Source organism: Achromobacter sp. DH1f, from assembly GCF_000633435.1.
Classification (GTDB): domain Bacteria; phylum Pseudomonadota; class Gammaproteobacteria; order Burkholderiales; family Burkholderiaceae_B; genus Achromobacter; species Achromobacter deleyi.
In genome coordinates, this window is the sequence record NZ_AYMF01000010.1 from 362,435 (window position 1) to 385,016 (window position 22,582).

The following is a 22,582-nucleotide window of genomic DNA, read 5'->3' on the forward strand; positions in this document are numbered from 1 at the left end:
GCCCCCATGAAGCACGTGATTTCCGTCCTCCTCGAGAACGAACCCGGCGCGCTGTCGCGCGTGGTGGGCCTGTTCTCCGCGCGGGGCTACAACATCGAGACCCTGACCGTGGCGCCGACCGAAGACGCCACGCTGTCGCGCATGACCATCGTCACGACCGGCTCGGATGAAGTCATCGAGCAGATCACCAAGCATTTGAACCGCCTGGTTGACGTGGTCAAGGTCGTGGACCTGACCGAAGGCGCCCACATCGAGCGCGAGCTGATGCTCGTGAAGGTGCGCGCAGTCGGCAAGGAACGCGAAGAGATGAAGCGCATGGCCGATATCTTCCGCGGCCGCATCATCGACGTGACCGACAAGTCCTACACCATCGAATTGACCGGGGTGCAGGAAAAAGTACAGGCCTTCCTGGAAGCCCTGGACCGCAGTGCCATCCTTGAAACCGTACGCACCGGCGTGTCCGGCATCGGCCGCGGTGAACGGATTTTGAAGATTTGACCGGCCTTCCAGGCCAAGCCGCACCCTACATCTGAACCCATCGAATATCCAAATACTGGAATCTGGAGCACAACATGAAAGTTTTCTACGACAAAGACTGCGATCTCTCCCTCATCAAAGGCAAGACCGTTGCCATCATCGGCTACGGTTCGCAAGGTCACGCGCACGCGCAGAACCTGCATGAATCGGGCGTGAAGGTCATCGTCGGCCTGCGCAAGGGCGGCGCCTCGTGGAACAAGGCCGCCAACGCCGGCCTGGAAGTCAAGGAAGTGGCTGACGCCGTCAAGACGGCCGACATCGTCATGATGCTGCTGCCCGACGAGAACATCGCTTCGGTCTACAACAAGGAAGTGCACGCCAACATCAAGGCTGGCGCCGCGCTGGCTTTCGCCCACGGTTTCAACGTGCACTACGGCCAGGTCGTGCCGCGCGAAGACATCGACGTCATCATGATCGCCCCGAAGGCCCCCGGCCACACGGTGCGCAACACGTACAAGCAAGGTGGCGGCGTGCCCCACCTGGTGGCCGTGTACCAGGACAAGTCGGGCGCCGCCCGTGACGTGGCCCTGTCGTACGCCAGCGCCAACGGTGGCGGCCGTGCCGGCATCATCGAGACCAACTTCCGCGAAGAAACCGAAACCGACCTGTTCGGCGAACAGGCCGTGCTGTGCGGCGGTACCGTCGAACTGATCAAGGCCGGTTTCGACACGCTGGTGGACGCCGGCTACGCGCCCGAAATGGCGTACTTCGAGTGCCTGCACGAACTGAAGCTGATCGTCGACCTGATCTACGAAGGCGGCATCGCCAACATGAACTACTCGATTTCGAACAACGCCGAATTCGGCGAGTACGAAACGGGCCCGAAGATCGTCACCGACGACACCCGCAAGGCCATGCGCCAGTGCCTGACGGACATCCAGAACGGCGAATACGCCAAGCGCTTCATCCTGGAAAACGCCGCCGGCGCCCCGACGCTGACCTCGCGCCGCCGCATCAACGCGGAATCGCAGATCGAGCAAGTGGGCGGCAAGCTGCGCGCCATGATGCCCTGGATCGCCGCCAACAAGCTGGTGGACAAGTCCAAGAACTGATCGTGGCATCTGCGCGGGGCTTTGGCCCCGCGCGCACGGGTCGAAGCGGCATGCCTGCGAGGGCATGCCGCTTTTATTTTCGGGGTTGGGGGACTTATCGAGCCAGGCATGGCCCTTGCTGCGGCCCGCTTGTCGGCTAGATGAGTTAACCTTTCAATGTCTGTCGTAAGTAATTGAGACTATGCCCAATTTTTCCATGCGCGATTCCGAGAACCGCCACCGAAGCATTTACCTGCTGCCCAATGCATTTACCACCGCGGCCTTGTTCGCGGGGTTCTATGCCGTGGTGCAGGCCATGAACAACCGCTTCGAGGTCGCCGCCATCGCCATTTTCGTGGCCATGGTGCTGGACGGCATGGACGGCCGGGTGGCTCGCCTGACCAATACGCAGTCCGCGTTCGGCGAACAGTATGACTCGCTGTCGGACATGACCTCGTTTGGCGTTGCGCCAGCGCTGGTCATGTACGAATGGATATTGAACGACCTGGGCCGCTGGGGCTGGCTGGCCGCGTTCGTGTACGTGGCGGGCGCCGCGCTGCGCCTGGCGCGCTTCAATACCAATATTGCCGTGGTCGACAAGCGCTACTTCCAGGGGCTGCCCAGCCCGGCGGCGGCGGCGCTGGTGGCCGGCTTTGTCTGGCTGGCCGTGGACAACAAGCTGCCCATCCATGACAGCGTGATGGCCTGGGTGGCGTTCACGCTGACCATGTACGCCGGCATCACCATGGTGTCGAATGCGCCGTTCTTCAGCGGTAAGAGCTTTGCGCTGGGCCGTAGCGTGCCGTTCTGGGGCATCTTGCTGGTGGTGGCGGTGTTCGTGTTCGTGTCCAGCGATCCCCCAGTGGTGCTGTTCGGCCTGTTCGTGCTTTACGGTTTTTCGGGCTGGGTCATCTGGGCCTGGCGCTGGAACCGCGCGCGCCGCCTGCAACAGGAACGCCGCAGCCAGTCGTCCTGATCCGCACGCCGCTACGAATGAAAAACCCGCCTTCCGGCGGGTTTTTCATGGGGGGATCAATGACGGGTCAGCGCCACATGAAGCGGTCATCGTCGTACATCGGGTCCGGCCCCGGGTGGAAGTGGGTCATGGCGTTGCCGTCGCGGCCCATGTACACGTACATCAGCGAATTCCAGACGCCGTTTTCCTTGTAGCGGTAGGACCACACGACTTCTCGCTTTTCGCCCAGGCCGGCTTCTTCGATGCGGGCGGGCGGGCCGAATTCGCAGCGCACGCGGTCTGGTCCCCACTGGCCCTGTTCCAGCACCTTGAAGTGGGCGTCGGTCAGGAGCGGCAGGACGCGGTCGACGCGGCCGTCGGTGCCGACGTTGGCGCCCCAGGCGTACTGGCCCATGGGCTGTTGCGTCCAGATGACGCGGCGCCCGCCGCCGGCCTGCGGACATTCGAAGTTGGGGGTGCCGAACTGGGCCTGCACGTCGGCCAGGGGCGTGCCGGGGGCGACCTGGGCAAGATTGGCGCAGGCAGCCAGGCTGGCCAGGGCGGCAGCGGCCAGGGTGATGCGGGCAAAGTTGTAACGTTTTGACATATTGTTGCTCCTCTTGCCGCCGGCAGGGGCGGGGGCGGTCGCTGGACAGGAGGCCTTGCGCCGCCACTGGGGTAATTCTAGCGAATCAGCTATAATCATCGAGCTTTATCGCGTGCATCGACTTTGCGTGGCAGTTTTGCAAGGTGACTGTGCACGATGCTTTGCGCCGGCAAGCTGCAGTGAGAACGCAATTAAAAGCTTGGCCAGCCGCGAATTTTTCCAAACCACGTCAGGGCGCCTCGGCCCTGTCGCATGTCCGAAGAGGTCATCAATGTCTGTAGCTGACATCAAGAAATCCGATATCGTTGCGCAGTTCCAACGCGCTCAAGGCGATACCGGCTCCCCCGAAGTTCAGGTGGCTCTGCTCACCGCCCGTATCAACGAACTGACCGGTCACTTCAAAGAACACATGAAGGACCATCACTCGCGCCGCGGTCTGCTGCGTATGGTCAGCCGTCGCCGCAAGCTGCTCGACTATCTCAAGGGCCGCAATCCCGATTCGTACCGCGCACTGATCGAAAAACTCGGTCTGCGTAAGTGATCGACGGGGCTGGCTCCCCATGACGCAACCGTGGTCGGTGCGACGTATGTCGCGACGGCCACGGTTTTTCATTTGTAAGGAATAATCGTCATGTTCAACAAAGTGACAAAATCGTTCCAATACGGCCAGCATACGGTCGTCCTGGAAACTGGCGAGATCGCTCGCCAGGCCTCCGGCGCCGTTGTGGTGTCGATCGAGGACACCGTCGTCCTGGCCACTGTCGTGGCTTCCAAGAAGGCCAAGCCGGGTCAAACGTTTTTCCCGCTGACCGTCGACTACATTGAAAAGACCTACGCCGCGGGCCGTATCCCCGGTGGTTTCTTCAAGCGCGAAGGCAAGCCGTCCGAAAAGGAAACGCTGACCTCCCGCCTGATCGACCGTCCCCTGCGTCCGCTGTTCCCCGAAGACTTCTACAACGAAGTCCAGGTGGTCATCCACACGCTGTCGGTCAATCCTGAAATCGATCCCGACATCGCCGCCATGATCGGCGCCTCGGCCGCGCTGGCCATCTCGGGCATCCCGTTCAATGGCCCCATCGGTGCCGCCCGTGTGGGCTACATCGACGGCCAATACGCGCTGAACCCCACCGCCTCGCAGCTGAAGTCCTCGAAGCTGGACCTGGTGGTTGCCGGTACCGAAAACGCCGTGCTGATGGTGGAATCGGAAGCCCAACAGCTGTCCGAAGAAATCATGCTGGGCGGCGTGGTCTACGGCCACGAGCAGATGCAGGCCGTGATCAACGCCATTCACGAACTCGTGAAGGACGCCGGCAAGCCCGATTGGGACTGGCAAGCGCCTGCCAAGGACGACGCCCTGATCGCCGCCGTGACCTCGGCTGCCCAGGAAGGCCTGAACGCCGCCTACCAGATCCGCGAAAAGCAGGCTCGCACCGCCAAGCTGCGTGAAGTGTCGGCCGACGTGTCGGCCAAGCTGGCCGCCGCCGCTGCTGAAAAGGGCGAGTCGCTGCCTGACGCCGTCACCGTCGACAACATCATGTTCTCGCTGGAATCGGCCATCGTCCGCGGCCAGATCCTGAACGGCGAACCGCGTATCGACGGTCGCGACACCCGCACCGTGCGTCCGATCAGCGTGCGTCTGGGCGTGCTGCCCCGCGCACACGGTAGCGCCCTGTTCACCCGTGGTGAAACCCAGGCGCTGGTCGTGGCCACGCTGGGCACCAAGCAAGATGAACAGATCATCGACGCGCTCATGGGCGAGTACCGTGACCGCTTCATGATGCACTACAACATGCCTCCGTTCGCCACCGGCGAAACGGGCCGCATCGGTGTGCCCAAGCGCCGCGAAATCGGCCACGGCCGCCTGGCCAAGCGCTCGCTGATTCCGCTGCTGCCGGCCCCGGAAGACTTCCAGTACACCATCCGCATCGTCTCGGAAATCACCGAGTCCAACGGCTCGTCGTCGATGGCTTCGGTCTGCGGCGGCTCGCTGGCCATGATGGACGCCGGCGTGCCGGTCAAGGATCACGTGGCCGGCGTGGCCATGGGCCTGATCCTGGACGGCGGCAAGTTCGCCGTGCTGACCGACATTCTGGGTGACGAAGATCACCTGGGCGACATGGACTTCAAGGTCGCGGGCACCGAAAACGGCGTCACCGCACTGCAGATGGACATCAAGATCCAGGGCATCACCAAGGAAATCATGCAAGTGGCGCTGGCGCAAGCCCGCGAAGGCCGCCTGCACATCCTGGGCAAGATGAAGGAAGCGCTGGACGGTTCGCGTGGCGAGCTGTCGGCTTTCGCTCCGCGCATGCTGACCATCAAGATCAACCCCGAGAAGATCCGTGACGTGATCGGCAAGGGCGGCGCTACCATCCGCGCGCTGACCGAAGAAACCGGCACCCAGATCGACATCTCCGACGACGGCACGATCGTGATCGCCAGCGTCGACGAAGCGCAGGCCAAAGAAGCCCAGCGCCGCATCGTCGAGCTGACTGCCGACGTCGAAGTGGGCCAGATCTACGAAGGCTCGGTCCTGCGTCTGCTGGACTTCGGCGCCATCGTGCAAGTGCTGCCGGGCCGCGACGGCCTGCTGCACATCTCGGAAATCGCCAACTACCGCATCGCGAACATCAACGATGTGCTGAAGGTCGGCCAGCAAGTCCGCGTCAAGGTCATCGAGGCCGACGACAAGGGCCGCCTGCGCCTGTCCATCAAGGCCATCGGCGGCATCGAGCAGCAGCAACCCGCTGCCGCACCCGAAGCTGCCCCGCAAGCCGAGCCGCAAGCCGAATAAGGCCTGCTGCAAGCTTGTCGAGAACGGCGCCGCGAGGCGCCGTTTTTTATTGCCGGTCGCCAGCTTGATTCATCTTCTTTCGTCTTGGTATCTCCGGCATCTCCCATCTTCGCGCGCCTTACGGTAAAGTCTTGCGCGTACGAGACGAGCGCCGACGCCGGCAACAGGCCGGCAAGGCGCCAGACAGGGGGATCGGGATGGATCGGGCATGACGCGATGGCAAGGACCCTGGGCGGGCGCGGCGCTCGCATTGCTGGGCGCCGCGTTGCTGACAGGCTGCATGTCCAGCCCGGGCCCCGGGCAGGGATCCCCCAAGGGCGAAACCATGTCGGCGGACCAGCTGGTCCAGACCGATTTCAATCGTACCGTCACGCTGGAAGTGCGCGATAACCTGGCCAGCCTGTACAGCCTGCTGGACAAGCTGTACCGCCGCAATCCGCGCGAATGGCGCAAGACGGGCGCGCCGGACCATGCGACCGCGGTGTCGCGGGTCAAACATGCCATCGAAGTGCGCATTCCGCCAGCCGACCTGGCGGGCCTGCACGACATTCAGATCCTGGCGGTGTCGCTGGACCCCAACTATTCCGGGGACCGGGTGGGGGCCTTCATCTACGGCCTGGCCGACACCATCATCGCCGCCCACAACGGTAAGACCCGGCTGTATGCCACCGACGCGCTGGACGGGCAGCGGGTCTACAATGCCGCACGGAACGTCGAGGCGGCGGCCTGGCTGCTGGCGTCGCGTCGCAACAACCAGGGCGAGCCTTTGCTGCTGGCCAACGAGATGTCGCAGACGGCCACCAACCTCAGTTTCGAACGCGAGTTCGGCGCCATCATCGGCCGCCTCGACCTGATCGCCAATCTGCTGGGCGAGAACTCACGGCGCATTGGCATCAACTATGCGCAAGGCCTGTTGCTGTTCAATTTCCTGCCAGTGCGCTAAACGGGATTTTCCATCGTGATCGATATCGCTTCCATCCAGACCGCCCGCGAGAACCTGCGTGGCCAGGTGCTCAAGACCCCGTTCACGCTGTCGCGGACCCTGTCCGACATTTTCGGCGCCGAAATCTGGCTGAAATTCGAGAACCTGCAGTTCACCGCCAGCTTCAAGGAGCGCGGCGCGCTGAACCGCATGCTGACCTTGTCCGAAGACGAGCGCCGTGCGGGCGTCATCGCCGTGTCGGCCGGCAACCATGCGCAGGGTGTGGCCTACCACGCGCAGCGCATGGGCGTGCCCGCCGTGATCGTGATGCCGCGCTTCACGCCCACCGTCAAGGTCGCCAACACGCGCCGCTTCGGCGCCGAGGTCGTGCTGGCGGGCGATACCTTCGATGACGCCAAGGCGCATGGCTACGAGCTGGCCCAGCAGCGCGGGCTGATCATGATCCATCCGTATGACGACGAAGCCGTCATTTCGGGGCAGGGCACCGTAGCCCTGGAAATGCTGGAAGACCAGCCGCAACTGGACACGCTGGTCATCGCGATTGGCGGCGGCGGCTTGATCTCGGGCATCGCCACCGCGGCCAAGGCGCTCAAGCCGGGCATCGAGATCATCGGCGTGCAGACCGAACGCTTCCCGGCCATGTACGCGGCGGTCAAGGGCGTGTCCATGCCGCAGGGCCAGTACACCATTGCCGAAGGCATCGCCGTGAAGTCGCCCGGCGCGCTGACACAGCCTATCGTGGCCAAGCTGGTCGACCAGATCGAGCTGGTCAGCGAGGCCGACATCGAGCACGCCATCGTGGTGCTGCTGGAAATTGAAAAGACCGTGGTCGAAGGCGCCGGCGCGGCCGGCCTGGCGGCGCTGCTGCGCGCGCAGGAAGCGGGCAGCGAACAATTCAAGGGCAAGCGCATCGGCCTGGTGCTGACGGGCGGCAACATCGACCCCCTGATGCTGGGCGAACTGATCGAACGCGGCATGGTGCGCGCGGGCCGCCTGGCCCGCATCCGCGTGGATCTACGCGACCTGCCCGGCGCGCTGGCGCACGCGACCAAGCTGATCGCCGACGCGCAGGCCAACATCACCGAAGTGCATCACCAGCGCGCGTTCACGTCATTGCCGGTGCGCAACGTGGAAGTGGACTTCGTGCTGCAGACGCGCGGACCCGAGCATATCCAGGAAGTGATCGATATCCTGAATGCGGCGGGCTTTGCGGCCAGCAATCACGACCACTGACGCGGTGCGGCGTTTCAGCCGCCGCCCAGCTCGGGGTCGCGCCCCACCTGGTTCTTCAGACGATACAGGCGCTCGCGGTGCAGCGTCGTGCCCAGCGGTTCGGGTTCGCGTCCCAGCGCGATGTAGTCCGCCGGGATCTGCGCGATCGCCTCGCGCATGCGGCCGGCGTCGTCCTGCCACCACTGCGCCAGCATGCGATCCGGGTTGTACACGTCCAGCCCCTGGCGGCGCAATTCCGAACGATTGAAGTCCTTCAGGTTCCAGGTCAGCACCTGCACGGCAGGCGTCTTGGCCAGGCCGCAACGCGCGCGCCGCGCCAATCCGGCGGCGATGACGTGAAAGTCCTTGGGGTCGCTGTAGCGCAGCGAGGCCTCGTAGACCTGCGTGTCGGCCTCGTTGGCCGTTGGAAAGCGCGTGTTCATCTCGGCCCAGAATTCATCCAGCACTTCCGGCGGAATGTCCCAGATGCGCGAGGCATTGCGGCGCCATTCCTCGCCGATGCGCTCTGTCCAGACGGGCGCGAACACGCCGGCATCGGCCAGGCGCAACAGCAGGCGCCGCAGGATGCCGGACATGAGGACGCAGGCGTCCAGGACGATGAAGGGGGGAGGGGCGCTGGGAGAGGTCAAGATCGGGCGGGTTGCCGGCGGCGGGGCCGGCGCCGCGGCGCTGGGCCTGCGCCGCGGTCGGGAGTCAGGAAGGTCGAGGCAGAAGAATAATGGTTTTTTCCCCGGCCTGCGTCAGCCCTGCTCAGCGGCGCGGCCGCCGTGCAGGGCACAAGGGTCAGCGCCGGGAGGCGAATTCTGGCGCGCCGAGCAGCGCTTCCTGCGTCTTTTGCAGCACGGACTGCGTTGAGCGGCGTCCGGCCAGGCCAAAATCGCGCTTGAATTCGCTGAATTCGGCTTCGCCGTCACCGACCGTGGTAATGGTCGTGACTTTCTGGTTGGCGGCGTCGTTGACCGTGGTGCTCAGCTCCGTCTTGAACTTGGTGGGCGGCCACGTGAACAAGCTGCTCGAAGACGACTCGGTCGTCACGACCGGGATCAGGACGTAATCGACGCTGTCGTTGGCGGTGGGTTGCGGCGTCTTCAGCTTGGTGACGTCCTTGAAGACGTTCGTGAGCATCTTGTAGAACGCGGTCTCGATGTCCTTGTAGGGCTTGTAGCTGACCTTGTCGCCGCCGCCGCCGGGCGTCGTGACTTCCTTGTTCAGGTCAGCCTCGGAGATGTAGTACGCCACCTTGGCGTCGATGCGGGTATCGGCGGCGGGCGTCAGTTTGGCGAGGTCGGGGGATACGCCGATCTTGTGGGCGCAGCCCGAGGCAACCGCGACGACCAGGGCGAGGGCAGCGAAACGCAGACTTTTGATCATGATGCTGTAGCTTGGTTATTTGAGGGCGTTGAGGAAGGACTGATCAGAGAAAAGGTTGTTCAGCAGCTTTGCGACCAGAGGCTGGTATTCCTCGACGGCCTTGGGCAGCGCGACCATGGCGGCGAAAGCCGACGACCATTCCGTCTGCGCCGATTTGATCTGGTCGTACTTGATCTGCCCGGCCTTCGTCACGATGAAGCGGGCTTCGATCTTGCCGATGCCCGTCGCCAGACCCGCATCCAGGTTGTTCTGCAGCAGCACGCCGGAGATTTCGACGTCGGCGCTGTCGGAGTAGCGATTTGCCAGGCTCAATTCCTGCTTGAGCGCTTCGGCCAGGTAGCCGCTATAAGAGTTGTCGTACGGCGAGCGCAAGCGGGCGCCACGCAGCGAGATGGGATTGGCATTGCCCTTCTGCTTCTCGCTTTTCACTTCCCCGACCTTGGCTGAGAAAGGTTCGCCTTTCTTCAGGGCGGTGACATTGTCCATCGAGGCCTGGTAGGTGGGCGCCACCAGCGAGGCGCAACCGCTGAGCGCACCGCAGAGCAACGCGGCGGACAGAGTCTTCTTCATGTCAATTCACTAGCCTGTTATGGAATAAGGCGGTGAATCTAACACTTTTAATCTTTTAGTTACTTTAAGGGAAAACCCTGAGGCGGTCGCACGGAGGCGGGAATCCATCAAATGGGATAGCGCGATGATCAGGGGTGGTGCCCGAGACCGGAATCGAACCGGTACGGCCTTGCGGCCGAGGGATTTTCTTACCACTTCGGCTTTCGCCGCCAGCGCGCAAGCGCTGTTCGTGGTCTGGAGCACGCCTTCACCATAGCCTTGTGGCCTTAGGTGCCCGCCGTCTGCTCTCTACACCTTCCCGGTTCTTTCAAACCGGGCTTGGCTCGGCGTTGGCTCGGAACAGGTCCAGGGCATTCGCCGAGTTTGACGGGCTACACCTTTGGAGTTTCCTCCAAAGGGCTCAAATTAGTTCAAGTCCCTTGTGTCTACCAATTTCACCACTCGGGCATTGCGGCCCCAGAGTGGGGAGGCAATGGGATATGTTGCGCGTCCTCTGGACGCGGGCGATATCCGGCGGGCGTGACTATACCACTTGGGACCGGCGGTTCCGCTCTGGCGTGCGCACGCCAGGAAAAATCACGCAATGAACTGCACGGATTGACGAGGCCGCTCGTCGACGCTGAGACTGAACACGTCGGGCCGCGCATAGTGGCCAACCACATCGAAGTCGTAGCGGGCGCGCACCAGTTCGTCGACGTCGACCTGGGCGGTCAAGAGACCGGTTTGGCCGTGCAAGGGGCCGGCCAGCACGTCACCCAGCGGGCCGACGATGAGCGAGCCGCCGTTGATGAGGGGGCGCTTGGGGTCCCAGCCCGGCACGTCCAGTCCCAACTCGGCCGGCGAGGGCTGGACCTGGCAGGCGCTGATGACGAAGCAGCGGCCTTCGTGGGCGATGTGCCGCATCGAGCATTGCCAGATGTCGCGTTCGTCGACCGTGGGGGCGCACCAGATCTGCACGCCTTTCGCGTACATGGCGGTGCGCAGCAGCGGCATGTGGTTTTCCCAGCAGATGGCGCCGCCGATGCGGCCGGCGGCGGTATCCAGCACGGGCAGGGTGGAGCCGTCGCCCTGGCCCCAGATCAGGCGTTCGGTGCCGGTGGGCATCAGCTTGCGGTGCTTGGCGACCAGGCCCTTGGCGGGGTCGAAATACAGGGCGGTGCAGTACAGCGTGCTGCCGGCGCGCTCGATGACGCCGATCACCAGGCTGGCGCCGGTGCGTTGCGACAGGGCGGCCAGGGCGTCGGTTTCGGGGCCGGGCACGTCGATGGCGTTTTCGTAATAGCGGGCGTAGGCCTCGCGGCCTTCGGGCAGGCGATAGCCCAGGCGGGTGCCGAAGATCTCGCCCTTGGGGTAGCCGCCCAGGAGGGCCTCTGGTAGCACGACCAGTACCGCGCCGGACGCGGCGATGTCGGCCTCGAAGGCCAGGATCTGTTCGAGGGTTTTCTCTTTGCCTTCGGGTGAAGCGCCGATTTGCAGTGCAGCGACGGTCTGGGCGGTCATGCGGGTTCCTTGGCGTGGGGGGATGCCACCAGTGTCGGGGCGAGCCTAAAATCAATCAATCCCGCTTGAAGATAAATGATATGAGCCAGATTGATATCGAATCGACCGACCTGAACCTGCTCAAGGTATTCGAGGCGATCTATGACGAGGGCGGCGCGGGCCGCGCGGCGTTGCGGCTGGGCGTGACGCAATCGGCCGTAAGCGCGGCGCTGGCACGGCTGCGCACGTTGTATGCGGACCCGCTGTTTGTGCGTACCGGCCGCGGCCTGTCGCCCAGCCTGCGGGCGCGCGAACTGCGGCCGATCATCGGCGAGGCGCTGGACAAGTGCCGCCAGAGCCTGTCGCTGGCCCGGCCGGGCGCGGCGGGGTTCGCCGGGCGCTCGGTGACGCTGGGGCTGTCGGACGATTTCGAGATTGCGCTGGGCCACGCCGCGATCACTGCGCTGGCACAGGCCGCGCCCGGATTGCGTCTGATCTTTCGGCAGACGCATAGTCGGCTGGCGGCCGACATGCTGATGGCGCGCGAGGTCGACCTGGTGATTGCGTCCGGTGGCCTGATCGCGCCGGCCCTGCAACGGGTGACGGTCGGGCAGGGCGGCTATGCCTGCCTGGTGGATGGGGCCAGCCTGGCGCCGGGCGAGAAGGCCTTGTCCGTCGAGGCGTTTACGCGGCGTCCGCACGTACTGGTGTCGTCCGGCGGCTTCATCGGCGTGGTGGATGAGGTGCTGCACGGCATGGGGCAGACGCGGCGGGTGTTGGCGGCGACCACGCATTTCGCGGCGTTGCCCTTCCTGATGCAAGGCAGCGACGCCCTGGCAACCTTGCCGGCCCACGCGGCGCGCGGCCTGGCGGCGGTGACGGGGCTGCGGCGGCTGCCGTGCCCCATCGCCATGCCGGGCTATGCCATTGAAATGGGCTGGCGCGCCGACGCGTTGCGGGATGAAGCCGTGGCCATCGCCCGGCGTTGTCTGCTAGGCCTGTTGGAAAACTACGACTGGCTATGAGACGGGCGCAAGCAGAGCGCCACCCGTCTCGCTCATTTTCGGCCGAACAGACGTCCCAGCAGGCCGCGCGACGCGGTGGCTGCCTGGTCCGCCGCCCGCGCGTTTTCCAGCGACAGTTCCTGATATTGCGGCTTGCCGTTCTGCTGATAGGCCACCGCTGCCTGGCGAAAGGCGGCTGCGGATTCGGCGTGGCGTTTCATGGCGCCGTAGATCTCGCCGCGCGAATACAAGGCCCAGTCGCGATATTCCGGGTCCATCGCGACCAGGCGGTCGCAGGCCGCCAGCGCGTCGTCGTGGCGGCGGGCGGCGATCAGGGCGTTGACATAGTCGGCCTGTAGCATGCTGTTGTCGGGCCAGCGCTGCAGGGCGCGTTCGCCGTCGGCCGCGGCCTCGGCGCCGCGTTCCAGCCCGATCAGCGCATCGATGCGCACACGGCGCCATTTCACCCAATCCGGGTCCAGCGTGATGGCGACTTCCGACAAGGGCAGGGCTTCGCGGTGGCGTTCCAGGCGGACGAGCATGTCGGCCGCGTTGCCGGGCAGAAAGTCGTTGTTCGGCGCCAGTTCATAGCCTTGCAGGTAATAGGCCAGCGCTTGTTCCCACTGGCGTTGGTCGCGCTGCGCGTTGCCGGCCACGAACAGCAGCTGGGCATCGCCGCTGGACAGGGGATCCAGATCGCCCAGTGCCTGTTCGGCCAGTTCGGGTTCACCGCTGCGCACATACTCGCGGGCCTGTTCCTTGCGGCCTTCCCAGCCGTTGTCCGATAGCGCGTCCAGTCGCTGCCACAACGGCCTGGCCTCGTCGGCGCGGCCCAGCCGGTGCAGCGAGCGGGCCTTGCCCTCCAGCGGCCAATCCCAGTCGGGCTCGCGGCGCAGCAGGCTGGTCCATTCCTCGACGGCATCGGCGTGGCGGCCCATGGCCTGCAGGCAGGACGCCCGGTTGTGCTGGATGGCGTTCTGTTCGCCCAGGATGGCGCGCGACCGGTCGAATATCGCGATGGCCTTGTCCAGGTCGCCCAGGCGGCGATAGGTGTTGCCGGCGTCGTACATGAAGCGGCCATTGCCGGGGGCGAGCGCGACGGCGCGCTCGAAGTAGGGCACGGCCTCGGTATGGCGGCCGGCATTGGCCAGGTTGGATGCGATGTAGCAGTGCGGCGCCCCGGCCTGCGGCCGTTGCTGGATCGCGCGGGTCCAGCCGTCGATGGCGTCCTGCAGCCTTTCATCGTTGATCAGCACATAGGCCTCGGCCATCAGCAGGCCGTAGTGCGAGGGCGCGCGTTGGCGGGCGTCACGCAGGATGCGCCAGGCCGCTTCGTGGTCGCCGTCGTCGTAGAGGGACGTGGCGCGTACGCGCAGGGCGTCGGCGCAGTGTGGGTCCAGCGCCAGCGCACGCGCCAGGTCGGCATCGCGTTCAACGGTGGCGCCCCGCTTGTCGTGGCAGCGGCCGCGCAGGGCCCACGTCAGGGCGACGTTGGGCTGTTCGCGCACCGCTTGTTCGCACAGCGCGAGCATCTGCGGGTGGTCGTCGCCGTCGTCGGCGCGCAGGATGGATTCGATCAGGTTGGACATGCGGAATTCCTGGGGCGACGCGCCGCCAGGCGCGTCAGGGAGGGGCGAGGCGTGCGCGATCAGGGCGCCGCGGCGTGGCGGCATTTGTAGGGACGGTCGGCGGCGGCGATGTCATCGCTGCCGCATTGCCAGCGGCGGATGCCGCCGCCTTTGCGCTCGGTGCGAAGTTCAGGCAGATAGACCAGGTGCTTGCCGGCCAGGGTCGGTTCGCCGTCCGCGCTGGCCGGGCCGGCGATGGTGAAGCGCAGCACGCCGTTCACCGGATTCAGTTCCAGGTTCGAGAAACCGTTGGCGGCCAGCGATTCGCGCGTCACGCCCAGTTCCTGCAAGGTCGCGGCGTAGCGGCCGGCGCTGCGGTAATGGTTTTCCGCCAGCATCCTGACCGGGTCCGATACCAGGTCCAGCCGCCGCACGTCGGCCGCCAGCGGGCTGTCGGCCTCTTGCTTGCCCAGGGTCAGTGCAGCCAGCACGAAGCCGCCCAGCACCAGCGCCGCCGCGCCCGCGGCGAACAGCAGGAACTTGCCGAACCCGGTGACCGACCGCGCCTGTCCCAGCGCGGCCTGTACCGCTCGCGGATCGGCCTGGCTGGACACCACAAAGGTACCGGCTGCCCAGTTGTGCATGGCGCGATCGCCGAAGATGGCTTGCTGGATGTGATGGAACAGGCCGGGCAGCGCCAGGTTCAACGGAAACTTCATCAGGTGCCGCCAGATAGATCGAAGCAGGCCGGGGCTTTGTCCGCTGCGCGTCACCACGCGTTGCTTGAACAGCCGCTTGCCGGGCGAACCCGCGCCCCAGGCGTCCATCAGGGCCGGCAGCAGCAAGCCGATCAGCCCGGCCAGCAGCGGCACGACCCCGGGGCGCGGTTGGCCCAGCAGCGCTTCATAGCTGAGCGAGGCGGCCGACGAGAACGCGAACATGGCCGTGATCATCGTGGCCGCATCCACCACGCTGGCCATCAGCCGGGGCCAGATGCCGGGAAAGGGCGGCACGGCTTTGGCATAGGTGGCTTTGGTGGCCGCAGGGGGCGCCGTCGGTACCGGCAACGGTGCACGGCAACTGAAGCATTGGGTATGAGAGGCCGGGTTCTGCCAATTGCATTGGGGGCACTGCATGGTCGGAGTCTTGTTCTGGTTGTGGGTGTCGGGCTGCCGAGCGAGCGACAGCCGGTCCGGCGTCCCGCGAGGCGACGGCCACGCGCAGTGTATCGGACCCGGGCGCAGCCGGCTGGGGAAAACCCCGATCCCTGTCCGCGCCGCCAACGCGGGACACTTCCCGCCATGAAGCGTCCCACACCCGCCCCGACCCATCCCCGCGACATCGACCCGGTTTCCCTGCGCCTGTTCCTGGCGGCGCTGGAAGAGGGCAGCCTGGCCCGCGCCGCGGCGCGCGAGAACATCGTGCCGTCGGCGGTCAGCAAACGCATGATCGAGATGGAAGAAGCATTTGGCGTGCCGTTGCTGGCGCGCGGCGTGAAGGGCGTGCAGGCCACGCCGGCGGGACAGGGGTTGGCGGGCCATGCCCGGCTGCTGCTGCAGCAGATGGACCGCATGCACCGCGAGATGGCGGGCTTTGCCACCGGCGTGCGCGGCCGTATCCGGCTGGCGGCCAGCGTGGCGGCGCTGTCGGGCGACCTGCCGGCGCAGATCCAGTCGTTTCGCCGGGCCTATCCGCAGATCGAGATCGCGCTGGAGGAAAGCACCACGCAGCAGGTCTTCCAGGAAGTGCTGGAAGGGCGCGCCGACGTGGCGGTAGGGTCGGACTTCGGCCACGACGGCCTGCAGGTGTTTCCCTGCGGCTATTGCGAACTGGCGGCCGTGGTGCCCGCGCGGCATCTGCTGGCCGACAGCGAGATCCTGGACTATGCCCAGTTGCTGCCGTATGAGTTGATCGAGCTGAACCGCGACAACGGCATCAGCGCGGTGTTCGAGCGCGCCGCGCAAGAGGCCGGCGTCAGCCGCCGCATCAGTGCGCGCGTGAGTTCGCACGAGACCATCTGCAACCTGGTGGCGCGCGGCATGGGCGTGGCGGTGGTGCCCATGTATCTGAAGCCGCGCCATGCCAGCCAGGACATCCGCTTCATCGCCTTGTCCGGCCCCTGGTCCGGCACGCCGTTGTGCATTGCGGTGCGCGAACTGGACGCCTTGCCGCCCGCGGCACGTGCGCTGCTGGCCCATCTGGGGGCCGTGCCCAAGCCTTAGCTTGTGGTGCGCCGAACTGTGCGGCGCCGCAAGATACCTTGCCCCCACGGCCTAGGGCTAACCCGGACGTTCCCAAACGAGAATGCCCCGGTGCTGAAAGACCGCTTTTCCGAACCTGCGCCGGTCGCGATGATGGCTGCGTACCGGCCCCTGGGCATGCCCCGCGGCCTCAGTCCACGGCGAGAGGAAACGTTGATGACAGCAGCACCGGCTTCACCCTTCATGGACAGCAGCGAACTGCCCCTGCGCGGCATCAAGGTGCTGGAGCTGTCCCACATGATCATGGGGCCCGCGGCCGGCCTGGCGCTGGCGGACCTGGGCGCCGAAGTGATCAAGGTGGAACCCATCGACGGCGACCGCACGCGCCGCCTGAAGGGCTCGGGCAGCGGCTACTTTCCGGTCTTCAACCGCAACAAGCAGAGCCTGTCCATCGATCTGAAGTCCGCCGAAGGGCAGGCACTGGCGCGCCAGCTGGCGCTGCAGGCGGACATGGTGGTGGAGAACTTTCGCGACGGCAGCCTGGCGCAGTACGGGCTGGACTACGAGAGCCTGTCGGCCGAGAACCCCGGGCTGATCTACGTGTCGCTCAAGGGCTTCCTGTCGGGACCCTACAAGCATCGCACCGCGCTGGACGAGGTGGTGCAGATGATGGGCGGGCTGGCCTACATCAACGGCGGCGCCGATACGCCGCAGCGCGTGGCGGCGTCGGTCAACGACATCCTGGGTGGCACCTTCGGCGTGGTGGGCGCGCTGGCCGCGCTGCACGATCGCCATGCCACCGGGCGCGGCCGCCATGTGCGTTCGGGCCTGTTCGAAAACAACCTGTTGCTGGTGGCGCAGTTCATCGCGCAGTTCCAGCTGACCGGCACGGCACCCAAGCCTTTCGGCGCCGAGCGCAAGCCGCCATGGGGCGTGTACGACGTGTTCGAGACGGCCGATGGGCGGGTCTTCGTGGCCGTGGTGGGCGATGCGCAATGGCGCAATTTCGCGCAGAAATTCCTGCCGCCCGAATGGGCCGCCGACCCGCGCCTGGCCACCGCCGTGGACCGCGAGGCGGCGCGCTCGTGGCTGGTGCCTGGCGTGGGTGAAATCCTGAAGACCTGGAAGACCGACGCGCTGTGCGCCGCGTTGGAGGCGGCGAACCTGTCGTACGGCCCCATCCGCCAGCCGCACGACCTGCTGCAGGACGAACACCTGAACGCCGGGGGCGCGCTGCTGGCCACGGCCTTGCCGGACGGCGGCCAGATCTCGGCCGCCGCCTTGCCCATCGAGTTCGATGGGCAGAAGGCGGGCAAGCGTTCCGATCCGCCCGCACAGGGCCGCCATACCGAAGCCATCCTGCGGGGGCTGGGCCTGGATGCCGCGCGCATCGAGGCCCTGCACACGGCGGGAATCATCCGTTGCGAAGGCCGATGAACAGGTCGTAGAACCTGTCCCCGTCGAGGCGGCGCAGACCGCCAAGACATCCATCAAAGAGGAGACTATCCGATGATCCGCAAACTCTTGGCGGTGGCCAGCCTGGCCGTCGCATGCGCGGCGCACGCGCAGGACTATCCCAACAAACCCATCCGCATCATCATTCCGTCGACACCGGGCGGCGGCACCGACTATATCGGGCGGTTGATGAGCAACAAGCTGCACGAACTGAACGGCTGGGCCGTGGTGCCCGAGAACAAGCCGGGCGCGGGTACGGCGCTGGGCCTGGCCGAAGCGGCCCGCGCGCCTGCCCAGGGCTATGACCTGGTGATCGGGCAGTCCGACAACGTCACCTTGATTCCGCTGCTGATGAAGGTGGCGTACGACCCGGTCAAGGACCTGGCGCCGGTGGCGCTGGTGGCGACCACGCCGATGGTGCTGCTGGTTTCCGAGAGTTCGCCCTACAAGACGCTGCCCGAGGTGATCGAGGCCGCCAGGAAGGACCCCAACAAGATGTCGTACGGCACGTCCGGCACGGGCGGGGGCGTGCACATCGCCATGGAGATGCTGCAGCACGAAGCCGGCTTCAAGATGCAGCACGTGCCCTACAAAGGGTCGGCGCCGGCCTTGGCCGACCTGATGGGCGGACACCTGCAGTTCGCCGGGTCGTCGATCTCGTCGGCGGCGTCGTTGATCAAGGCGGGCAAGGTGCGCGCATTGGCCGTGACTTCGCCCAAGCGCAACCCGGCGCTGCCCGACGTGCCCACGGTGGCCGAGCTGGGCTACAAGGATTTCAGCGTGGTGACCTACTACGGCGTGCTGGCCCCGGCCAAGACGCCCGCCGACGTGGTGGCGCGGCTGAACGCCGATTTCAACAAGCTGCTGGCGCGCAAGGACGTGCAGGATGCGCTGGCATCGCAAGGGCTGGAGACCGATCCCGTGTCCGCAGACCAGTTCGCCGCGCTGATTCGGTCGGATATCGGCAAGGCCCGCCAGACCATCGCCGCGGCTGGCATTGTGGTGCAGCAATAGCCGCGGCGCATTGAACAAGGAAACCATCATGGATCAGGAAGTCAGGCTGTGCGAGGTCGGCCCGCGCGACGGGTTGCAGATGGCGCGCGGCATGATGCCGGCTGCCGACAAGCTGCGCTGGATACGGCAGTTGGCTGCGGCCGGCCTGCGCGAGATCGAGGTGGGCAGCTTCGTCTCGCCCCGGCTGGTGCCGCAGATGGCCGATACGGCCCAGGTGCTGCCTGAAACGCTGGGCCTGGACGGCGTGACCGTGTGCGCGCTGGCCTGCAACCTGAAGGGCGCCATCGCGGCGTACGAGGCGGGCGCCCACGTGATCGCCATTCCGGTGTCGGTCAGCGACACGCACAGCCACGCCAACGTCGGCAAGGGCACGGATGCGCAGGTGCAGGCGGTGGCGGCCATTGTCGATTGGCTGCGGGCGCAGCCGCGGCCGGTGCGGGTGGATGCGGCCGTCGCCACGGCCTTTGGCTGTTCGATGGAAGGCGCGGTGCCGGTGCGGCGGGTGGCGCAGGTGGCCGCCGCGGTGGCGCGCGCGGGCGCCGACGAGATCGCGCTGGCCGACACGGTGGGCTATGCCCACCCGGCGCTGGTGCGCGATGCCGTGCGGGCCGCGCAGGACGCCATCGGCGCGCGTTTGGTCAAGCTGCATCTGCACGACACCATGGGGCTGGGGCTGGCCAATGCGCTGGCCGGGCTGGACGAGGGCATCCGCGCGTTCGACGCCTGCCTGGGCGGCCTGGGTGGTTGCCCGTTCGCGCCGGGCGCGTCGGGCAACATCGTCACCGAAGACCTGGTGTTCATGCTGGAAAGCATGGGCTACCGGACCGGCGTGGATCTGAGCCAACTGCTGGCCGCGCGTGACCTGCTGGCGACGTCGTTGCCCGAGGAAACCTTGCGCAGCGGCGTGGCGGCGGCGGGAATACCGAAAACCTACGCGGCCATTGCCTCGGCTTCGCGCCGCTGACCGAAGATGAACACGTGGTGGTATTTGTCGCGCATGGGGTGGCGCGGCTGATCCACCCTGGGGATCGGCGGCACGAAGGGCGTGAACAGCCCCAAGGCGTCGATATGCACCGGGAACGGCGCGCGTTCGGGCGTGTCGTTGTAGCCCAGCACCAGCAGGCCGCCGGGCTTGAGCACCGCGTGGCACTGCTGCAGCATGCGTTCGTAGCCGGCCGGGTCGTTCAGGCCATAGCCGATCAGGCCGTTGGCCACCACCACATCGAAAAAGCCAGGTTCGTAGAACGCCGCCATCTCGGTGGCGCTGCCCGTCAGGTGCCGGCCGGGCACGCCGTAGCGAGCCTGCGCGGGGTCCATGTCCAGGGAATGGAATTGCGGCTTGAGCAGGCGGGGGTAATGCCAGGTGTATTCGCCCATGCCCAGGAACAGGCAGCGTCCGGGGCCTTGCGGGCCGTCGGCCAGGTGGTTCAGGTAGCCGAATACCTGCTGTTCGAGGAATGCCCGATTGGGCGCCCGCAAGGGAAATTGCACGCCGCAGCGCGCCGCCAGCGCGGGAGACAGGCGAAACAATCCTGACTTCAATGCGTCTTTCAGTTTGGGCATGGTCAACCTGGCTGTATCGCCGGTTTTTTTGCCGGACTTGCCACCGCTGCCGCCCGGAATGCGCCGATCTTAGACGAATTCCGTTTCGTTCAGGAGTTGTTCAGCTGTTAACAAAAAACAGCCTGATGAAGTGCAAGTTTGCCTGCACGCCTCGCACCCGGGAGATGGGGGAGGGGGGTGGCGGAAGCGGTGGGATTCGAACCCACGAAGGGTTTAACCCCTTGCCGGTTTTCAAGACCGGTGCAATCGACCACTCTGCCACGCTTCCTGGTGTTGCCATGACCTGCTGCTGCGGCGATCCGGCCGCCAGGCAAACACTCTGCCCGTTGAAAACGCGACCTGCCGTAAAGGGCGCAATAATAATCTATTTGCTGCGAAGGAGGCACGCGATGCACGCTGTAGAAATCTCCCGTCCGGGCGGCCCCGAGGTCCTGGTCCCCGTTGAACGCCCCACGCCCGAAGCCGGCAAGGGTGAAGTCCTGATCAAAGTCAGCGCCGCGGGCGTGAACCGCCCCGACGTGTTCCAGCGCAAGGGCAACTACGCCCCGCCGCCCGGGGCGTCCGACCTGCCGGGCCTGGAAGTGGCCGGTGAAATCGTCGGCGGCGACCTGGCCGGCAGCGGTTTCTCGGTGGGCGACAAGGTCTGCGCCCTGGTGGCCGGCGGCGGTTACGCCGAATACTGTGTCGCGCCTGCCGCCCAGTGCCTGCCCATTCCCAAGGGCTTGTCCGACATCGAAGCCGCCGGCCTGCCGGAAACCTACTTCACCGTCTGGAGCAACGTATTTGACCGCGGCCGCCTGTCGGCTGGCGAGACTTTGCTGGTGCATGGCGGCGCCAGCGGCATCGGTACCACGGCCATCCAGCTGGCGCGCGCGCTGGGCCACAAGGTGTACGCCACGGTGGGCAGCGACGACCGCGCCCGCGCCGTCGAAGCCCTGGGCGCCACCCTGGGCATCAATTACAAGACCCAGGACTTCGTCAAGGAAGTGAAGGACGCCACCGGCGGCCGCGGCGTCGACGTGATCCTGGACATGGTGGCCGGCGACTACATCGCCCGCGACATGCAGTGCCTGGCCGATGACGGCCGCATCGTCATCATCGCCCAGCTGGGCGGGGCCCAGGCCAATGTGGACACCAGCCAGGTCATGCGCCGCCGCCTGACCATCACGGGCTCGACGTTGCGTCCCCGACCCGTCGATTTCAAGGGCGCCATCGCCCAGGCGCTGCGCCAGCACGCCTGGCCCCTGCTCGAGCAGGGCGCCATCAAGCCCATCGTCCACGCCACCTTCCCGCTGGCCCAGGCCGCCCAGGCCCACGCCATGATGGAAAGCGGCGAGAACATCGGCAAAATCATCCTGACGATGTAAGAAACGCGCGGCGTCCGGCGCAGCGCCGCGCAACAGGATACAATCTCGGGTTTCGCCTGGAATTATTTCCAGGCCAGCCCGTGGGCGTGTGCTTTTCCCGCGGGTTCATCCACTCTGACATTTGCGCCATGACTTCAGTCGAAAACCGCGCCCGCCTCGTGCTGGGCAACTGGAAGATGCACGGCAACCTGGCTGAGAACGCTGCGTTGCTGACCGAGCTGCGCGCCGCGGATGCCGCGAGCCACTGCGAAATCGGCGTCTGCGTTCCGTTTCCGTACCTGGCCCAGGCCGCATCGGCCCTGACCGGCAGCGCCGTGTCCTGGGGCGCACAAGACGTCAGCGCGCACGACAAGGGCGCCTACACCGGCGAAGTCTCCGGCCCCATGCTCAAGGAATTCGGCTGCCGCTACGCGCTGGCCGGCCACTCCGAGCGCCGCGTGCTGCACGGTGAAACCGACCAGATCGTCGCCGACAAGGCCCGCGCTGCCCTGGCAGCCGGCCTGACCCCGGTGGTCTGCGTGGGCGAGTCCCTGGCCGACCGCGAAGCCGGCAACACGCTGGCCGTCATCGAGCGCCAGCTCAAGCCCGTGCTGGCCCTGGGCGCCGAGGCCGTCTCGCGCATGGTGCTGGCGTACGAGCCCGTCTGGGCCATCGGCACCGGCCGCACCGCCAGCCCCGAGCAGGCGCAGGAAGTCCACGGCGCCATCCGCGCCGCCCTGGCCGCGCTGGGCGCGGCCCAGGTGCAAGTTTTGTACGGCGGCAGCGTCAAAGCTGCCAATGCCGCCAGTTTGTTCGCCATGACTGATATCGACGGAGCCCTGGTCGGCGGCGCGTCGCTCGTGGCCGAAGAATTTTTGCGAATCGCCGCCATCTAAGTTTCCGTTCCGGAG

22 protein-coding genes and 1 tRNA gene are annotated in these 22,582 nt (G+C 66.0%); 14 read left to right on the forward strand and 9 right to left on the reverse strand.

Features of this window, described 5'->3' with window-relative positions; all coding sequences use genetic code 11:
- The first annotated feature begins 6 nt into the window (after positions 1-6).
- The 3 genes from ilvN (at position 7) to pssA (ending at position 2,544) form a co-directional block, all read left to right on the forward strand.
- Positions 7-498: an acetolactate synthase small subunit gene (gene ilvN / locus U858_RS0109495; RefSeq protein WP_006217868.1), complete on the forward strand. Its 492-nt coding sequence runs from the start codon at positions 7-9 to the stop codon at positions 496-498.
- Between the two features lie 74 nt (positions 499-572).
- Positions 573-1,589, forward strand: a complete 1,017-nt coding sequence (gene ilvC, locus U858_RS0109500; protein WP_025136925.1) for a ketol-acid reductoisomerase — start codon at positions 573-575, stop codon at positions 1,587-1,589.
- A gap of 181 nt (positions 1,590-1,770) precedes the next feature.
- The gene (gene pssA / locus U858_RS0109505; RefSeq protein WP_025136926.1) at positions 1,771-2,544 is read left to right on the forward strand and encodes a CDP-diacylglycerol--serine O-phosphatidyltransferase; all 774 of its coding nucleotides are present in this window, start codon (positions 1,771-1,773) and stop codon (positions 2,542-2,544) included.
- A 67-nt stretch (positions 2,545-2,611) separates the two neighbouring features.
- On the opposite strand, the gene U858_RS0109510 is transcribed toward pssA, so the two are convergent.
- Complete coding sequence (locus tag U858_RS0109510) at positions 2,612-3,130, reverse strand: hypothetical protein (protein ID WP_025136927.1); 519 nt, start codon at positions 3,128-3,130, stop codon at positions 2,612-2,614.
- Between the two features lie 271 nt (positions 3,131-3,401).
- Here U858_RS0109510 and rpsO point away from each other — a divergent pair, with 271 nt between their 5' ends.
- The 4 genes from rpsO to U858_RS0109530 all read left to right on the forward strand — a co-directional run bounded on the left by rpsO (position 3,402) and on the right by U858_RS0109530 (position 8,100).
- Complete coding sequence (gene rpsO / locus U858_RS0109515; protein WP_006223612.1) at positions 3,402-3,671, forward strand: 30S ribosomal protein S15; 270 nt, start codon at positions 3,402-3,404, stop codon at positions 3,669-3,671.
- A 90-nt stretch (positions 3,672-3,761) separates the two neighbouring features.
- Complete coding sequence (gene pnp / locus U858_RS0109520; RefSeq protein WP_025136928.1) at positions 3,762-5,924, forward strand: polyribonucleotide nucleotidyltransferase; 2,163 nt, start codon at positions 3,762-3,764, stop codon at positions 5,922-5,924.
- A gap of 208 nt (positions 5,925-6,132) precedes the next feature.
- Entirely contained in the window at positions 6,133-6,867 is a 735-nt protein-coding gene (locus U858_RS0109525) for a hypothetical protein (RefSeq protein ID WP_025136929.1), read from the forward strand.
- A 15-nt stretch (positions 6,868-6,882) separates the two neighbouring features.
- Positions 6,883-8,100, forward strand: coding sequence for a threonine ammonia-lyase (locus U858_RS0109530; RefSeq protein ID WP_025136930.1), 1,218 nt, complete (start codon positions 6,883-6,885; stop codon positions 8,098-8,100).
- 14 nt (positions 8,101-8,114) lie between these two features.
- Here U858_RS0109530 and U858_RS0109535 read toward each other — a convergent pair whose 3' ends face one another.
- The 4 genes from U858_RS0109535 to U858_RS0109550 form a co-directional block, all read right to left on the reverse strand.
- Positions 8,115-8,729: a PIN domain-containing protein gene (locus tag U858_RS0109535; RefSeq protein ID WP_029953684.1), complete on the reverse strand. Its 615-nt coding sequence runs from the start codon at positions 8,727-8,729 to the stop codon at positions 8,115-8,117.
- 154 nt (positions 8,730-8,883) lie between these two features.
- Positions 8,884-9,471 (reverse strand): hypothetical protein, encoded by a 588-nt coding sequence (locus U858_RS0109540; protein WP_029953685.1) that lies wholly within the window; start codon positions 9,469-9,471, stop codon positions 8,884-8,886.
- Between the two features lie 15 nt (positions 9,472-9,486).
- Complete coding sequence (locus U858_RS0109545) at positions 9,487-10,041, reverse strand: hypothetical protein (RefSeq protein WP_025136933.1); 555 nt, start codon at positions 10,039-10,041, stop codon at positions 9,487-9,489.
- Between the two features lie 576 nt (positions 10,042-10,617).
- Complete coding sequence (locus U858_RS0109550; protein ID WP_025136934.1) at positions 10,618-11,541, reverse strand: carbon-nitrogen hydrolase family protein; 924 nt, start codon at positions 11,539-11,541, stop codon at positions 10,618-10,620.
- 80 nt (positions 11,542-11,621) lie between these two features.
- Between U858_RS0109550 and U858_RS0109555 the strand changes: the two genes are divergently transcribed.
- Positions 11,622-12,545, forward strand: coding sequence for a LysR family transcriptional regulator (locus U858_RS0109555; protein WP_025136935.1), 924 nt, complete (start codon positions 11,622-11,624; stop codon positions 12,543-12,545).
- A gap of 32 nt (positions 12,546-12,577) precedes the next feature.
- Here U858_RS0109555 and U858_RS0109560 read toward each other — a convergent pair whose 3' ends face one another.
- Together U858_RS0109560 and U858_RS0109565 are read right to left on the reverse strand one after the other, a co-directional pair.
- The gene (locus tag U858_RS0109560; protein WP_025136936.1) at positions 12,578-14,113 is read right to left on the reverse strand and encodes a tetratricopeptide repeat protein; all 1,536 of its coding nucleotides are present in this window, start codon (positions 14,111-14,113) and stop codon (positions 12,578-12,580) included.
- A 59-nt stretch (positions 14,114-14,172) separates the two neighbouring features.
- Entirely contained in the window at positions 14,173-15,105 is a 933-nt protein-coding gene (locus U858_RS0109565; RefSeq protein ID WP_232786521.1) for an RDD family protein, read from the reverse strand.
- 288 nt (positions 15,106-15,393) lie between these two features.
- On the opposite strand from U858_RS0109565, the gene U858_RS0109570 reads away from it, so the two are divergent.
- The 4 genes from U858_RS0109570 (at position 15,394) to U858_RS0109585 (ending at position 19,726) form a co-directional block, all read left to right on the forward strand.
- On the forward strand, positions 15,394-16,314 hold the full coding sequence (locus U858_RS0109570; protein ID WP_025136938.1) for a LysR family transcriptional regulator: 921 nt from the start codon (positions 15,394-15,396) through the stop codon (positions 16,312-16,314).
- A 195-nt stretch (positions 16,315-16,509) separates the two neighbouring features.
- Positions 16,510-17,730, forward strand: a complete 1,221-nt coding sequence (locus U858_RS0109575; RefSeq protein ID WP_042884664.1) for a CaiB/BaiF CoA-transferase family protein — start codon at positions 16,510-16,512, stop codon at positions 17,728-17,730.
- A 72-nt stretch (positions 17,731-17,802) separates the two neighbouring features.
- Complete coding sequence (locus tag U858_RS0109580; protein ID WP_025136940.1) at positions 17,803-18,762, forward strand: tripartite tricarboxylate transporter substrate binding protein; 960 nt, start codon at positions 17,803-17,805, stop codon at positions 18,760-18,762.
- A gap of 28 nt (positions 18,763-18,790) precedes the next feature.
- Entirely contained in the window at positions 18,791-19,726 is a 936-nt protein-coding gene (locus U858_RS0109585) for a hydroxymethylglutaryl-CoA lyase (protein ID WP_025136941.1), read from the forward strand.
- Here U858_RS0109585 and U858_RS0109590 read toward each other — a convergent pair.
- Together U858_RS0109590 and U858_RS0109595 are read right to left on the reverse strand one after the other, a co-directional pair.
- Positions 19,693-20,325 (reverse strand): class I SAM-dependent methyltransferase, encoded by a 633-nt coding sequence (locus tag U858_RS0109590; RefSeq protein WP_025136942.1) that lies wholly within the window; start codon positions 20,323-20,325, stop codon positions 19,693-19,695. The genes U858_RS0109585 and U858_RS0109590 overlap by 34 nt on opposite strands.
- 178 nt (positions 20,326-20,503) lie before the next feature.
- Positions 20,504-20,593: transfer RNA gene (locus U858_RS0109595), tRNA-Ser, on the reverse strand.
- Positions 20,594-20,714: 121 nt separating this feature from the next.
- Between U858_RS0109595 and U858_RS0109600 the strand changes: the two genes are divergently transcribed.
- Both U858_RS0109600 and tpiA read left to right on the forward strand, forming a co-directional pair.
- Positions 20,715-21,692, forward strand: coding sequence for an NAD(P)H-quinone oxidoreductase (locus tag U858_RS0109600; protein WP_025136943.1), 978 nt, complete (start codon positions 20,715-20,717; stop codon positions 21,690-21,692).
- Between the two features lie 128 nt (positions 21,693-21,820).
- The gene (gene tpiA, locus U858_RS0109605; protein WP_025136944.1) at positions 21,821-22,567 is read left to right on the forward strand and encodes a triose-phosphate isomerase; all 747 of its coding nucleotides are present in this window, start codon (positions 21,821-21,823) and stop codon (positions 22,565-22,567) included.
- Positions 22,568-22,582: the final 15 nt, after the last annotated feature.

What these genes read in the sequence shown, in the direction of transcription:
- U858_RS0109580 (WP_025136940.1), top strand. Translation starts at nt 17,803, where the DNA reads ATGATCCGCAAACTCTTGGCGGTGGCCAGCCTGGCCGTCGCATGCGCG.
- U858_RS0109590 (WP_025136942.1), bottom strand. Translation starts at nt 20,325, where the DNA reads ATGCCCAAACTGAAAGACGCATTGAAGTCAGGATTGTTTCGCCTGTCT.
- U858_RS0109550 (WP_025136934.1), bottom strand. Translation starts at nt 11,541, where the DNA reads ATGACCGCCCAGACCGTCGCTGCACTGCAAATCGGCGCTTCACCCGAA.
- U858_RS0109575 (WP_042884664.1), top strand. Translation starts at nt 16,510, where the DNA reads ATGACAGCAGCACCGGCTTCACCCTTCATGGACAGCAGCGAACTGCCC.
- rpsO (WP_006223612.1), top strand. Translation starts at nt 3,402, where the DNA reads ATGTCTGTAGCTGACATCAAGAAATCCGATATCGTTGCGCAGTTCCAA.
- U858_RS0109560 (WP_025136936.1), bottom strand. Translation starts at nt 14,113, where the DNA reads ATGTCCAACCTGATCGAATCCATCCTGCGCGCCGACGACGGCGACGAC.
- ilvN (WP_006217868.1), top strand. Translation starts at nt 7, where the DNA reads ATGAAGCACGTGATTTCCGTCCTCCTCGAGAACGAACCCGGCGCGCTG.
- U858_RS0109585 (WP_025136941.1), top strand. Translation starts at nt 18,791, where the DNA reads ATGGATCAGGAAGTCAGGCTGTGCGAGGTCGGCCCGCGCGACGGGTTG.
- U858_RS0109540 (WP_029953685.1), bottom strand. Translation starts at nt 9,471, where the DNA reads ATGATCAAAAGTCTGCGTTTCGCTGCCCTCGCCCTGGTCGTCGCGGTT.
- U858_RS0109600 (WP_025136943.1), top strand. Translation starts at nt 20,715, where the DNA reads ATGCACGCTGTAGAAATCTCCCGTCCGGGCGGCCCCGAGGTCCTGGTC.
- U858_RS0109555 (WP_025136935.1), top strand. Translation starts at nt 11,622, where the DNA reads ATGAGCCAGATTGATATCGAATCGACCGACCTGAACCTGCTCAAGGTA.
- U858_RS0109510 (WP_025136927.1), bottom strand. Translation starts at nt 3,130, where the DNA reads ATGTCAAAACGTTACAACTTTGCCCGCATCACCCTGGCCGCTGCCGCC.
- U858_RS0109525 (WP_025136929.1), top strand. Translation starts at nt 6,133, where the DNA reads ATGACGCGATGGCAAGGACCCTGGGCGGGCGCGGCGCTCGCATTGCTG.
- pssA (WP_025136926.1), top strand. Translation starts at nt 1,771, where the DNA reads ATGCCCAATTTTTCCATGCGCGATTCCGAGAACCGCCACCGAAGCATT.
- U858_RS0109545 (WP_025136933.1), bottom strand. Translation starts at nt 10,041, where the DNA reads ATGAAGAAGACTCTGTCCGCCGCGTTGCTCTGCGGTGCGCTCAGCGGT.
- U858_RS0109570 (WP_025136938.1), top strand. Translation starts at nt 15,394, where the DNA reads ATGAAGCGTCCCACACCCGCCCCGACCCATCCCCGCGACATCGACCCG.
- tpiA (WP_025136944.1), top strand. Translation starts at nt 21,821, where the DNA reads ATGACTTCAGTCGAAAACCGCGCCCGCCTCGTGCTGGGCAACTGGAAG.
- pnp (WP_025136928.1), top strand. Translation starts at nt 3,762, where the DNA reads ATGTTCAACAAAGTGACAAAATCGTTCCAATACGGCCAGCATACGGTC.
- ilvC (WP_025136925.1), top strand. Translation starts at nt 573, where the DNA reads ATGAAAGTTTTCTACGACAAAGACTGCGATCTCTCCCTCATCAAAGGC.